The sequence below is a fragment of the Bacteroidales bacterium genome, from assembly GCA_029210725.1.
Taxonomy (GTDB): domain Bacteria; phylum Bacteroidota; class Bacteroidia; order Bacteroidales.
Genome location: JARGFM010000005.1, coordinates 73598 through 87788 on the forward strand (window position 1 = coordinate 73598; position 14191 = coordinate 87788).

A 14191-nucleotide genomic window follows, 5' to 3' on the forward strand; every position below is an offset into this window, starting at 1 on the left:
GGTCTTTTTTGTTCTGATTTCTTGCTTAGGCGAATAATCAATAACTTGCTGAAAATATTTACTATGAAACTTATTAAATATTTGTTGGGTGCCGGCTCATTTAAGTGGTACTACAGGTTATTGAATGATCTTTACAGAACCGTCTATGGCAGGGAGCTGATGTTGCATTTCCCCTTCTATATTCAGGAGAATGAATCTTTTGTTCAACGGCAGATCAATCTGGTAAATCATTGCCTTGAAAATCTGGGTGATTTGTCAGATAAACTTCTGCTGGAGGTGGGTTGCGGAAACGGTGCAAACTGCAAATATATCTCCACATTAAATGAAACGGTAAACATCATTGGGATTGATCTGAATGAAGAGAATCTGGAGATCGCCAGGGCGCATATGGGAAGCTCCAGAACAATATTCCTCCAGGATGATGCCCAAAGACTGGAACATATCGAGGATTCTTCGATCGATATTCTTATCTGCATTGAAAGTGCCTTGCATTATCCGGATAAGAATGCTTTTTTTAATCAGATCAAAAGGGTTCTGAAACCAGACGGCAGATTTGTGGTGGCGGATATCCTGCGGCGAACGGGAGATCGCGGAAGGTCGCTATGGTGGTGGAAAAAGACCATGTTGCTGCACCATACCCACGAAAATGATTACCGGAACTATGCCGCCGGAAACAAGCTGAACTATCTTTCATCCAGAGACATAAGCCCTGAAATTATGAAAGGGTATGAGGGGCACAGGAGCTGGATACCAAAGGAAAACCGAAGCTGGGCCATGTTTATCCTGCTAAGGGCAACCCTGGCCATCCTGGTCAGGCTTTACCTGAAGGAGCTTCGGAACCATAAAAAATATATGGTGTTTAACGGAGTTCATGCTTAAGGAAGATTGTCACGTTAAGTTGGTTTCATTTTTTATCTTTGCATTTCATAAAAAGAGATGCAGAAAATCGATCAAATCATCAGGCTCCTTGTTGTGGAGGCGATCAGGGAGAAGTGGGGATACCCATTGGAAGAGGAAAACGTTCAGATCCAGAAAACCAAGCGTGAATTTACAGGTGATTTCACAGTGGTTGTGTTTCCGCTGCTCCGGCATTCCAGACTTTCTCCGGAAGAGACCGGAAAGGTGCTTGGCACTTACCTCCTGGAGCATTCTGCCCTGGTATCTCAATTTAATGTGATCAAAGGTTTCCTGAATCTGGTGGTAGCACAGCAGTACTGGAAGGATTTCCTGGCAGGCGATCTGCAGGACGATTCTTTTGGCACCCTTCAGGTGGACCAGGAATCACCACTGGTCATGATCGAGTATTCCTCTCCCAATACCAATAAACCGCTGCATCTGGGACATATCAGAAACAATCTCCTGGGTCATTCAGTGGCGCGAATCCTGAAAGCTGCCGGTAAGCGTGTGGTGCAGGTTAACCTTGTGAATGACAGGGGAATCCACATATGTAAGTCGATGCTGGCCTGGCAGATGGAGGGCAAGGGTGCAGATCCGGAATCGACGGGAAAGAAAGGCGATCATCTGGTGGGTGACTACTATGTCAGGTTCGACCAGATATACAAGGCAGAGATTCAGGGACTCATGGAACAGGGAAAAAGCAAGGCAGAGGCAGAGGCCTCGGCTCCGGTTCTGCTGGAAGCTAGGGAGATGCTCAGAAAATGGGAGGCTGAAGATCCTGAGATCAGAAAACTCTGGTCCACCATGAATAACTGGGTGTATGCAGGATTTGAAGAAACATACAGGCGTCTGGGGGTTTCCTTTGATAAAACATATTATGAGTCAGAGACCTATAAGCTGGGCAGGGAAATTGTACTGAAAGGGCTTCAGGAAGCAGCCCTCTATCAGAAAGAGGATGGCTCGGTTTGGGCCAACCTGGAGGATGAGGGACTGGATCATAAGTTGCTGCTTCGCTCCGACGGAACCTCGGTCTATATGACCCAGGATGTGGGGACTGCACACCAGCGGTATAAGGAGTCGGCCTTTGATTCGCATATTTATGTGGTTGGAAACGAACAGAATTACCACTTCCAGGTTCTTGCTTTTGTCTTGAAAAAACTGGGATATGCCTGGGCTGATAAGCTTTATCATCTTTCTTACGGAATGGTTGAACTGCCCGAAGGAAAAATGAAATCCAGAGAGGGCACCGTGGTTGATGCCGATGAGCTTATGGATGAGATGGAACTCACCGCCCGGCAGATGTCGGAAGAACTGGGTAAACTGGAGGGTTTCAGCGAAGAAGAGAAAAATCGTATCTTCAGGCAGGTGGGGATGGGGGCCCTGAAGTATTTTATTCTGAAGGTCGATCCTAAAAAGAACATGACCTTTGATCCCAGGGAATCTGTTGATTTTAACGGGAATACCGGACCTTTTATACAATATACTTATGCCCGCATCCGTAGTGTTATGAGAAAAGGGGCCGGAGAGCAGAAGGGAGGAGTGCCTGAGGAACTGAATGATAAAGAGATTGCCCTGATCCGTATGATGCACGATTTTCCTGAAATACTCAACGAAGCAGCCAGAACCCTGAATCCGTCGCTTATTGCCAATTTCCTGTATGAACTGGCCAGAGAATTTAATCAGTTCTACCACGACCACAGTATTCTCACTGCCGGGACGAAGGGACAAATTATTCAGCGCCTGCTGCTTGCAGAGGCTGCCGGTAATATGATTGAATCGGGCATGGAGCTTCTGGGTATTGAAGTCCCGGAACGAATGTAGGTCCCAATCGTAAGTTACTAAGATGAAGCAGAGCATTCTGATATTACTAATTATGGGTATGGCAGTCACCGTAGCAGGTCAGAAAAGCAGGGTGATGGCAGTGAAGCAGCTGATAGATGGTGAAAAGTATGAGGAGGCTAAGGAGTTTATCGAGCTGGCCATATGGAACGATAAAACCTCCCGATGGCCCCGGACCTACTACACCAAAGGATGGTTATGTCAGACGGCTTATGAAGCCGGAGTGAAAAAAAATGACGCCAAGTTGATCAATCTCTTCCCCGATCAGCTCTACGTGGCCTACGATGCCTATGAGAAAGCCCTGGAGCTGGATGCAGGAGAGCGCCTGCACACCATCATCAGGCAGAATTATTATCTCCTTTCGAACGATTTCAGGTCCCTGGGGGAGAAGCTCTATAAAAAAGGGGATTTTAAGGAAGCCCTTCGTGCATTCGAGCATGCACTTTTACTTGCGAAAAGTGATCTGATCTCGGCTAAAACGGATACCAGCCTGGTTTATAATACGGCCATGGCCGCCTATGAAAGTAAAAACTGGGAGAAAGCCACTGCGTATTTAAGCGGACTGCATGAAGATGCTTATTCAAGCAAGGCCAGTCTGCTTCTGTCCATGGCCTTTTTAAATGTAGGAGATACTATCGGCAGCGATGAGGTGTTGATGGAGGGGGTGAAAATCTACCGGTACGAGGAATCGATGGTGATGTACCTGGTCAATAATCTGGTCAGCAGAGGCAGAGCCGAAACTGCGATCACTGTTCTGGACAGTGCCATTGTTGTCAGGCCCGACAACTTCAGGTTTCTCTGGGCAAGAGGACTGGTCTTCCAGCAGACAGGACAAAATGAGGAGGCCATAGAAAATTTCCTGAAGGCCGTAAATATATACCCTGATGAAGCAGAATTGTATTACCACCTGGGTTTGAGCTATTACAATATCGGGATCGAACTTCGTGAATCGGCTTCTCATATTTTGGAAAACAATGAATATCTCCGTGCCAGGGAGCTCTATTTGGAAAAATTCAGGGAAGCTATCAAATGGCTGGAAAGATCCTATGAATTGAACCCTCAAAAGGAGGAGGCAGCTTCCATCTTATTCCAGCTCTATAACCAGCTTCAGATGAAGTAAGCAGAAGAAGCCCTGCGGCACAGTACCCATGTCTCAGAATTTAAACTGCAGCGACAAACCGATAAACTCTTTGAACTGGGTCCGGGCCACCTTCTTCCCGCTGCCATCGGGCAGGAGGATGGGCGAACCTTCCGAATCAAGCACCGCGAATCGTATATCATCATCATAGATCAGGTGGAGGTTGATCCGGACCGTAAAGAACCAATTGATTCTCTGATCCAGGATCAGTTCCCAGTCCACATCCACATTCTGGGGTTTATCCAGGTAGCCTGAAAACAATCTGATTCGGTTTTCTATGGTCAGATCCTTGAATGGACTTACTTTGTTGTTAACTACGATCTGCGCCCCCATCTCCTGTTTGGCTCTCCTGCCCTCCTCAATACCGTGCTTGGTCTGATCGATCTGGGCGGTGTCAAGGACAAAGGTGTTCTTGTAGGAAAGGGGGGCCATGTTTATACTTGTATTCTTGATGGGTTTATATTCCACACCCAGACCTAAAGTCAGGGAGCCCGGATTCAGGAATTTGGAGACCACCACCGAATCGTTGGGGTAATTATAACCTTTGGCCAGCTGGTTTTTCATGTAAAAGGTGGCACTCATCCCGATTTTTCCGGAAGCATTTCTGTTGAATTTGGAGTTGATCTCAAAGAGATCATGATTTTTACGAAAACCGTTCTCTTTTGTACTCAGAGTTCCAAAATTGATCCGTATGGAGTTGAACCATTTGGTATTGGCCGCATTGTTATTATAGGTAGCTTCCCCAAGCAGGTCTATCAGGGTGGAGAAGGAGCTCTCTCCTCCTTTGGTCCAGTTGCTCAGGTAGCTCTGGTTCAGGGAGAAAGAACTTCCGAAATCATAATTCCAGTAAACGGGGTCCGGTTCAAGCCGGTCCATGGTGACCAGGGATAGCTCGGGCATTTGCACAAATTCAGGAAGATAATGGATATCCTCTTTCATCAGGCGGCTGATACTTACATCGTCTTCAAGCAGGAGGCTGATCTCATTGGGCCCGGGATTTCCGATCCAGATGGTGATGGAGTCTTTGTTATAGTTTTTCACCCAGACCCGGTATGCTTCCTCGTCTCCCCTGGTGAGCCAGAACGGGATCCTGTTTCCATACATATCATTTATCCACAGGATACTTGAGTCACGTTCGCTGGTATAATCAAGAAGTTTGTTCACAGCATATTGCAGAGAATCGAGCTGGTTTTCTCCTTCCAAAAACTGAAAAGGTGAATCCTCAGGAGCCTTCCAGACCAGCCCGGGCATGTAATAAAAAACCTTGCTTTTATCCTCGGACAAATGGCCTGGCTTTTTTTCCGTATCCAGGGATGGAATAATCTGATTATTGCGGATGGAGTGCAGGGTAATCCCCAGGGACTTCAGGGCGGAACTGTCAATAATCGAGATGATAAGCGTATCGGGAACCGGGAGAGGAGTTTCGACGACCGGTGAGGAATCAGATACAACAGCAGTATCTTCAGATATATCCGGAGTCCCGGGACCGGGATAGATAAGCCGGATCTCTTTTCTCAGGTATAGGTCAGGGCTCCATCCACCCGGATCCACCAGAAAGGTCGAATCATTCACCCATTTCACATCACTGCTTCCGGAAAGCACCGGTTCTCCAGCCTCGACTGCAATCAGCCTAAAATCTTCTTTCAGGAGTCTGTGTCGTACCGAGTCGAAGGGTTCAATGCTGTGATCCAGAAGGCGCTGGAGAGCTTTTCTTAAAGAATCCTCCTCTGCCTGCCAGTGAGCATCCGTCTGAACCACTTGTTCCACAAAGGCCTGGGCTGCTAGGGTACTGAACTGAGGACTGCTCTTGATAGAATCGGCGCTGCCTGAATCCGGATTGGTTCTTATTTGTGCTGACAGGGTACAGGCCATCAGGCTGGCCAGCACCAACAACGATAGTTGTTTCATTCTTGCGTGTTTAGATTCCGCTTGATTAACGGATGGCTAACTATATATATTTCCCTTGGCGGCGAGAACTGTATTGCTGAGCAGCGATACCCTGGTCATGGGCCCAACCCCACCCGGTACAGGCGTAATATAGGAACACAAGGGTGCAACTTCATCAAAAACCACATCCCCTTTGAGGCGGAAACCTGATTTGGTTTCAGGGGAAGGGACCCGGGTTGTTCCCACATCGATCACCACGGCGCCCTCTTTGACCATACCGGCCTTGATAAAACCCGGCGATCCCAGAGCAGCGATCAGTATATCGGCAGATTTACAGAGGCCTTCCAGATCCTGTGTGCGGCTGTGAGCCACAGTGACGGTGGCATTCATTGACTTCTGCGACATTAAGATACTCATGGGCCTTCCCACAATATTACTTCTGCCCACCACCACGCAGTGCTTGCCTGAAGTCCCGATGTGGTACCGTTTCAACAATTCGATAATTCCAAAAGGGGTAGCCGAGATAAAAGAGGGGAGTCCGATCACTGTTCGCCCCACATTTACAGGGTGAAAACCATCCACATCTTTTCGAGGGTCGATGGTCTCAATGACTTTTTGTTCATGGATATGGCTTGGCAGTGGCAACTGAACAATAAAGCCGTCCAGTTCAGGATCTTCGTTGAGCTCCCGGATCTTATCCAGAAGCAGATTCTCTTCTACCTCATCTTCGAAACGGATCAAGGTGGAACGGAAGCCCACTTCTTCACAGTCCTTGATCTTATAGGCCACATAGGTTTCGCTGCCTCCGTCATGACCCACCAGGATGGCTGCCAGATGCGGGGGCCTCTGACCGGCCCTTATCATAGAATCCACTTCTGCTTTGATCTCTTGTTTGAATGCCTTTGCGGTGGCTTTGCCATCAATTAGATGCATATTATTTCATGTTTGGAATGCGCATTTTTTTACCGGAAGTCATCATCTTCATCATCTTTCTGGTCTCATCAAATTGTTTGACCAGCCGGTTTACCTCCGGAACAGTAGTTCCGCTGCCATAGGCAATTCTCTTTCTCCTGCTTCCATTCAAAAGAGCCGGGTTTGTTCGTTCCTCAGGGGTCATGGAATTGATGATGGCCTCTATCCCTTTGAAGGCATCATCGTCCATATCCAGGTCCTTCATGGCTTTTCCCATGCCCGGGATCATGCCGGCCAGGTCTTTGATATTGCCCATCTTTTTGATCTGCTGAATCTGAGACATGAAATCAGTAAAATCAAATTGATTCCTGGCGATCTTTTTCTGCAGTTTACGGGCCTCTTCCTGATCATACTGTTCCTGGGCCTTCTCCACGAGCGAAACGATATCTCCCATTCCAAGAATCCGGTCGGCCATCCGTTTCGGATGAAAGGCATCCAGGGCATCCATCTTCTCACCCGTTCCCACGAACTTGATTGGTTTGTCAACCACAGAGCGAATGGATAGAGCGGCTCCACCACGGGTATCCCCGTCAAGTTTGGTCAGGACCACGCCATCAAAATCGAGCCTGTCATTAAACTCTCTGGCTGTATTCACGGCATCCTGACCGGTCATGGAGTCGACCACAAAAAGAATTTCGTGGGGATTGACCGCCTCTTTTATGGCAGCAATCTCCTTCATCATCTCTTCATCAATGGCCAGACGTCCTGCAGTATCGACAATCACTGTATTATATCCCTTTTGCTTCGCCTCTTTAACAGCAGCTTTTGCAATTTTAACCGGGTTCATGTTGCCCTCCTCCGTGTAGACCGGAACACTGATCTGATCGCCCACAACTTTTAACTGGTTTATGGCTGCAGGCCTGTAAACGTCACCTGCCACAAGCAGGGCTTGCTTTCCCTGCTTATTTTTCAGGTGATTGGCCAGTTTCCCAGCAAAAGTGGTCTTACCGGAACCCTGTAATCCGGCAATCAAAATAACTGTGGGATTTCCTTTCAGATTGATGGCGACATTTTCGCCTCCCATAAGTTTGCTCAGATGGTCATGGACAATCTTGACCATCATATCCGAGGGCTTCAGGGAAGTCAGGATTTCCTGACCCAGTGCCGCTTCCTTGACCTCTTCGGTAAACTGTTTGGCTATTTTAAAGTTGACGTCGGCATCCAGAAGTGCCCTTCTCACATCTTTCAGGGTTTCCGCCACATTGATCTCGGTGATCCGTCCCTGTCCCTTGAGCATTTTAAAGGAGCGCTCAAGCCTTTCTGATAGATTTTCAAACATTTGCAGTCGATTCTGTGATCAAGCTGCAAAAATAGCTAAAATCACTCATATTTCCACTTCTATTCCGAGGGGCTTACCAGCAGGCTGCCCAGAATGGATATATGGTCCAGGTCAGAGTAATCATAAATGTAGAAACCATCCTCCCCGATCATAAACAGAAAGCTTTCCAGAGGAATTACATCATAGGCGTGAATCCCGGGAAATGCTGAGATTAAATGGGGAGTAATGCTGTTTTCATACCTGGCGTTGTACACCTTCAAGCCAAATTCCCCTTCGCATACAAAGAGGGTTCCCTGATCGATTCCCAGTCCGTAGGGTTCAGTCATAGATAAGGAGGCGAGCCGTTCGGGCTTCAGTTTATCAGAGATATCCACCACCTCAAGCAGATCCAGGGTTCCTCCGCAGGCATTTCCCGAACGAAGGGTCACATAGGCTCTGTCTCCTTCTACAACTACAGGATCACAGGCGGTAATATGCTGATAGGTGGAGAGCATATTCGGCGATCCGGGATTGGCCAGATCCAGAATATGCATGCCACTGGATGTTCCCACATAGAGAAAAGCATCTGCAATAAACAGAGTTTCCACTCCTCCCCACAGCCAAAGCTCACTCTCCACCATCAGCTTGTCTGTATTGGAGATATTAATGCTCTTCAGCTTCTGGGAACTTTCCGAAAGGGCATAAAGATAGTCGTCATAAGTAATGAAACGGGCCATGGAACCTCCCACCCCATAGCTATTGTTTGTTGCTCCGCCTCTGGCAGGAGCAAAGCCTGATTCAAGCGCATAGGCCCAGTATACGGGCCAGGGTTGGGGATAGTTATGTACTTCCCTGGTGATTTTCTTCACCTGAAACCCGGTGATCACCCCCTTCTCCTCATCAATTTCATCGAGGGGATAGTCATAATCGTAGGAAGGAATGATATATTCGAACAGATCCTCAATTCTTTCCCGGAGCCGGGGCTGCTCCGGCTCAGAAATATCAATGATCAGCAGGTCCGTATAACTTTCGGCATAAAGCAGATTATTTCGTATGGCCATGTCCACATTACCAGGCACTTCAATAAACGCTTCAGCCTCCGGATGAGCAGGATCGCTCAGATCCACCACATGGATCCCCTTCTGGTATTCATTAATAAAGATATGAGACCCGTAAAAACTGATCTTCCCCGGTTTTTCCATGTCTGCTCCTCCAGTCACCGCGAAAGAGGAGCGGAGCTCATCATAGGACATATATACGGGAACATTGGCCAGGTAGCTTTGTAAGCGCCTGTCTTCGCAGGAGGACAGAGCAATGCCGGCCATGGAAAATATCAGGAGAAGCTGCTTCATATAGCCTTTTATTTAGCTTGTTTTGCTCTTAAGATGCAGAGTCGTGATACGTGGTTGCGTGCTCACGCAACCTTTCCCTGTGAGGCTTCATCCTGACAGAAATAAAGCCCTGATGATAAAGTTCGGCTTTTATAAAGCACCTAAAAGAATCCCCCTGATCATTTTGCTGTCGGGTTTTTTATCTCCATGGCTGCTGGCGCAGGATACAGACCATGTCTACCTGAAATCGGGAAGTGTGATCAGGGGGAAAATAACCGAAATTGACCCCGTAAATCATGTAAAGATTGAAGATTTGTGCGGTAACCTGTGGTACTATCAGATTTCCGATGTAGAGAAGATAAGCTCCGAACCCTTTGAATCGGCTTTACGCAAGGCTCAGGGGCCCGTGGGTTTCGATGCCGGTTTTGTAAACATGACCTCCATTGGCTTTCTGGCCGGGTCCTCACACAACTCCCAGGCAGCCCCTTTCAGTCTGTTAATGGTGAATGGATACCTTGCCCCCAATGGCCTGTTTGCAGGGATCGGAACGGGTGTGGAATTCCTTTCCACTACCTATGTGCCTCTCTATTTTGATGCGAGGTATGAGCTGCCAGGTACGGAACTGGTTCCCTACTTGATGGCCAAAGGCGGATATGCCCTGCCACTTAGCTCCGGTCGTTCTGAATATGATATTGTCTATGAATATTCGGGCGGTCCCCTGCTTGGAGTGGGACTTGGACTAAAAATAAGGACCCGGACCCATTTTGCCTGGGATATGGAGCTGCTTTACCGCTACCAGGAGACCTCTTATAAGGAAATATACGACTGGAACAACCAGGAGTATGACTATACAGATATTTTTAACCGGATCGAAATACGATTAGGATTCTATATCGACTAATCCTGGCTTGTGGATTAGGTTTTCCTCCCGGCCCGCTGATGAATCGTCTTTGGTGGGCCGGTTTATTATTTCAGGTTTTTCCGGGCTTTTTGCTGTTAAATCTCAGGACAAGATAACCGGATATCCCGGCGATAAAAGAGCCCACCAGGATACCAGCCTTAGAAGATTCGAGGAGAAAGGGATTATCACCGAATGCCAGGTTAGCGACGAAAATCGACATGGTAAAACCAACTCCGGCCAAAAGTGCAATGCCTGTAATCTGTTTGAAGTTTACTTCAGCAGGAAGTTCTGCAAAGCCAAGCTTCACCCCGATCCAGGAGAAGAGTATAACCCCGATGAGCTTGCCTGCAACTAAACAGATCACGATGATGCCTCCCAGGCTAAGATCCAGGTTTCCTCCCCCTTTAAATGCCACCCCGGCATTTGACAGGGCAAAGAGAGGCATAATCAGATAGGCAACCCAGTTGTGCAGCCTGTGTTCAAGAAGTTGCAGAGGCGATTGAACCTTCTCGGTCCAGTCCTCCAGGTGGTCAATATTTTCAATCTGCTGTTTTGTAAGGAGAGGCGAACCGGGTTTGTCGCTTGCTTTAATGTCATCCACAATTTCGCATAGTTTCTCATAGTAGGTAGCCACACCTATCTTTTGCCGGATGGGGACGGTGAATGCCAGCAGTACCCCGGCGATGGTGGGGTGAATTCCTGCTTTCAGAAACAAAACCCAAATGATGATGCCAAAGAAGAAGATAAGCCCCTTGGCGTGTATCTGTTTATAGGAGAGGAAGAAAAGAATGGCAAGAAGCACAGAGGCTATGGCAATTAGCGTCCACTGGATGCTTCCGCTGTAGAAGAGGGCAATAACCATTACGGCACCCAGGTCATCCACAATGGCAAAGGCGGTCAGGAACACTTTGAGTCCCAGCGGAACCCTGTTCCCCAAAAGTCTCAGAATGGCCAGTGAAAAGGCGATGTCTGTAGCCATGGGTATGCCCCAGGCATGTGAGTTTTCGAGATTTCTGTTCAGGACCAGAAACAGTGCAACAGGCACCAGCATGCCCCCGATTGCTGCAAAAAGGGGGAAGGAGGCCTTTTTTACGGAGTTCAGTTCCCCGATTAGCAGTTCTCTTTTTATTTCCAGTCCGATCAGAAAGAAAAAAATGGCCATCAAACCGTCGTTGATCCACAGAATCAGCGGTTTTATCAGCTCAAACCCGGTGGTGCTTATTCCTACTTTGTATTGCCAAAACGACTGAAAACTGCCGGCCCAGGGTGAATTGGCCAGTATCAGGGCCAGCAAAGTGGCTCCGAAGAGCAACATGCCGCTCAGACTCTCAATGCGGATAAATTTCTGAAAGGGGGTTTGTACAACTTTCTTAAGCGCAGACATATGATTAAATTAAGGAGAGACCGTTTATCGGATTAAATTTAAATAAAAAACGGGCAAATATCTTCTTTATCCGGGAAGTATATAATGGATGGTGGCATTCGGTCCAAGCGGAATATCGAAGAGCAGCCATACAACCAGCAGTAATATCCAGACTACCAGGAAGGCAATGGAGTAAGGCATCATGGTAGAAATGATGGTTCCGATGCCGGCTTTGGGTTCATATTTTTGTATAAAAGCGATAATCAAAGCAAAGAAACTCATCATGGGTGAGATTACATTGGTTACGCTGTCGCCGATCCGGTATACAACCTGGGAAAGCTCCGGGGAATAGCCCAAAATCATGAACATAGGAATAAAAATGGGAGCCAGAATAGCCCATTTGGCAGAAGCACTTCCCATAAGCATATTGATGGTTGCTGAAAAGAGGATAAAGAGGATCATCAGCGGGATCAGCCCGATCTCTGAGGACATCAGGAAATTGGCACCCTTCACAGCCAGAATGATTCCGAGGTTGCTCCACTTGAAGTAGGCTACGAACTGGGCAGCAAAAAAAACCAGCACCAGATACAGGGCGAGGGTTTTCATGGAGTCCCCCATGCCATTGATCACATCGCTGTCGTTTTTAAATTTTCCCGTCGTAAAACCATAGGCCAGCCCCACAGCCCCAGCCGTGAAAAAGAGCATAGCGACGACCCCTTTGATCAGCGGCGAGCTGAGTAATGCCCCGTCCGTTCCCCTGAAAAAACCATTTTCCGGAATGATTCCCGCGAAGGTGATTCCCATGATCACAGCCAGGGTGATCCCGGTTGCCAGGAGCCCCTTTTTTTCAGTACGCGATAACTTCTCGAAGGATTGTTCCTTTGACTCTATCCCTCCCTTATATTTTCCCAGCCTCGGTTCAATGAGCCGTTCGGAGATAAAAGTGCCCGTAAATGCGATGATAAAGGTGGAGGCTACCATAAAATAGTAATTTGCAGTGGGATTGACTTCATAGGCCGGATCCAGAATCTGAGCCGCTTCCGTAGAGAGCCCCGCCAGCAAGGGATCGACAGTTCCCAATATTAAATTGGCGCTGAATCCGCCCGAGACTCCGGCAAATGCGGCTGCCATACCGGCTACCGGGTGCCTTCCCACAGCAAGAAAAATGACCCCTGCCAGGGGTATAAGCAGAACATATCCTACATCGGATGCCATATTTGAAAGAATCCCTGTAAAGACCAGTATAAAAGTGAGAATCTTACCCGGAGCATTTAATACAAGGAGACGAATGAAAGCTGAGATCAGTCCGCTTTGCTCGGCAATGCCAATACCCAGCATGGCCACCAGAACGATACCCAGAGGAGCAAAACTGGTGAAATTTTCAACCATCTCCAGCAATATGCGGTGTATGCCATCGTGCGACAGAAGATTTACAGTCCGGACCATTTCTCCGGTGGCCGGATGAATGGCCTCCCAACCCAGCACGTGTCCGAGCCAGGACAGCAGCAGGGCAAAAAGGGCAAAAAGAGCAAAAAGTGTGGCGGGATGGGGAAGCGCGTTGCCTGCCTTTTCCGTCCAGTCCAGCAGTCGTTGCAAGAAATTATTCCGTTTTGTTGTACTCATACCTTCCATGATGATTTATGGCCGGTGAAAATAATTAATCTTTTAAAACAGAGTTTTTGTTCATAATTATAACTTAATATTATTATACCATGTATAATAATATTATTAAGTTATAATATACGTATATAAGTTTCAGAAAATACCATCAGTCAGAATTTAACTGATGTATCCAATCCCTTTCTCCACAAGTTCATCATACCTCTTCTTATTAAAGGAATAGAGGTAGGGGGCCTTATGCGCACCACCGGTAAGCTGTTTTTCACGACGGTCCAGAAAGCCAAGTTTCAACATCTTTTTTTGAAAATTTCCCCGGTCCAGGTTTCTGCCAAGAATTTGTTCATATAGTGTCTGGAACTCTTTCATGGTAAATTTATCAGGTAGCAAGGAAATCCCGACAGGCATATAATTGATCCTGCTTTTTAGCTGTTCCACGGCTTTTTCCACTATTTCCTCGTGGTCGTACAGAAGATGGGGAAGCCCGCTTAAAGGGATCCAGGTACATTCGTCACTCAAAAAATCCGGTGCGGGTACACAGGAATGCATATCCACCAGCGAAAGATAACCAGAGCTGATAAATCGCTGTTCAATAAATGCTTTCATTTTAGTAAAGTCCTCGCTCATAATCTGATTGAATTCGGGCAGGCCTCTTTTTTCCCTTCTGTTTACATCGCCAAAGGTATGAAACTGCTTCAGGTAGGGGAGTCTTATACCTGTACGCTCTTCCAGGATCCTGGTGGCTGCCTGATCCATATCCTCATCCAGGCGAATGAATCCTCCGGGCAACATCCAGTAATTATGCTCCTTAAGTTTAAGCAGCAGAATATGTAGTTCATTCAGGTCAAATCCGATGACCACACAATCTATGGAGACGCCCGGTAAGAACAGATCGGGATCGCCGAGTCCGACAGGAAAGTGCATTTTATTATTCATAAGTTAAAGATACAAATTAATGTGTCATTTGCACACAATATTTGTTAAGCTT

At 47.3% G+C, this 14191-nt stretch carries 11 protein-coding genes; 4 read left to right on the top strand and 7 right to left on the bottom strand.

The features are described from left to right. Positions 1-63 precede the first annotated feature (63 nt). The 3 genes from P1P86_04210 to P1P86_04220 are packed head-to-tail and all read left to right on the top strand — an operon-like array spanning position 64 to position 3856. Positions 64-879: a class I SAM-dependent methyltransferase gene (locus P1P86_04210; GenBank protein MDF1574379.1), complete on the top strand. Its 816-nt coding sequence runs from the start codon at positions 64-66 to the stop codon at positions 877-879. Positions 880-936: 57 nt separating this feature from the next. Then, positions 937-2718: an arginine--tRNA ligase gene (gene argS, locus P1P86_04215; protein ID MDF1574380.1), complete on the top strand. Its 1782-nt coding sequence runs from the start codon at positions 937-939 to the stop codon at positions 2716-2718. A gap of 22 nt (positions 2719-2740) precedes the next feature. Continuing rightward, positions 2741-3856, top strand: a complete 1116-nt coding sequence (locus tag P1P86_04220; GenBank protein MDF1574381.1) for a tetratricopeptide repeat protein — start codon at positions 2741-2743, stop codon at positions 3854-3856. A gap of 33 nt (positions 3857-3889) precedes the next feature. Here P1P86_04220 and P1P86_04225 read toward each other — a convergent pair whose 3' ends face one another. Genes P1P86_04225 through P1P86_04240 form a run of 4 tightly spaced genes read right to left on the bottom strand, consistent with a single transcriptional unit; the run spans position 3890 to position 9343 of the window. Then, entirely contained in the window at positions 3890-5782 is a 1893-nt protein-coding gene (locus P1P86_04225; GenBank protein ID MDF1574382.1) for a DUF3078 domain-containing protein, read from the bottom strand. A 36-nt stretch (positions 5783-5818) separates the two neighbouring features. Continuing rightward, positions 5819-6694, bottom strand: a complete 876-nt coding sequence (locus P1P86_04230; protein MDF1574383.1) for a tetrahydrofolate dehydrogenase/cyclohydrolase catalytic domain-containing protein — start codon at positions 6692-6694, stop codon at positions 5819-5821. A gap of 1 nt (position 6695) precedes the next feature. Continuing rightward, positions 6696-8012: a signal recognition particle protein gene (gene ffh, locus P1P86_04235; protein ID MDF1574384.1), complete on the bottom strand. Its 1317-nt coding sequence runs from the start codon at positions 8010-8012 to the stop codon at positions 6696-6698. Positions 8013-8071: 59 nt separating this feature from the next. Then, positions 8072-9343, bottom strand: coding sequence for a hypothetical protein (locus P1P86_04240; protein ID MDF1574385.1), 1272 nt, complete (start codon positions 9341-9343; stop codon positions 8072-8074). Between the two features lie 112 nt (positions 9344-9455). Here P1P86_04240 and P1P86_04245 point away from each other — a divergent pair, with 112 nt between their 5' ends. Beyond that, complete coding sequence (locus tag P1P86_04245; GenBank protein ID MDF1574386.1) at positions 9456-10223, top strand: hypothetical protein; 768 nt, start codon at positions 9456-9458, stop codon at positions 10221-10223. A 70-nt stretch (positions 10224-10293) separates the two neighbouring features. Here P1P86_04245 and nhaA read toward each other — a convergent pair whose 3' ends face one another. The 3 genes from nhaA to P1P86_04260 all read right to left on the bottom strand — a co-directional run bounded on the left by nhaA (position 10294) and on the right by P1P86_04260 (position 14139). Further along, positions 10294-11607 carry a Na+/H+ antiporter NhaA gene (gene nhaA / locus P1P86_04250; protein MDF1574387.1) on the bottom strand — a complete coding sequence of 438 codons (1314 nt, stop codon included), beginning with the start codon at positions 11605-11607 and terminating at the stop codon, positions 10294-10296. Positions 11608-11673: 66 nt separating this feature from the next. Next, positions 11674-13209, bottom strand: a complete 1536-nt coding sequence (locus P1P86_04255; GenBank protein ID MDF1574388.1) for an AbgT family transporter — start codon at positions 13207-13209, stop codon at positions 11674-11676. A 156-nt stretch (positions 13210-13365) separates the two neighbouring features. Next, positions 13366-14139 carry an NUDIX domain-containing protein gene (locus tag P1P86_04260; protein MDF1574389.1) on the bottom strand — a complete coding sequence of 258 codons (774 nt, stop codon included), beginning with the start codon at positions 14137-14139 and terminating at the stop codon, positions 13366-13368. Between the last annotated feature and the right edge of the window lie 52 nt (positions 14140-14191).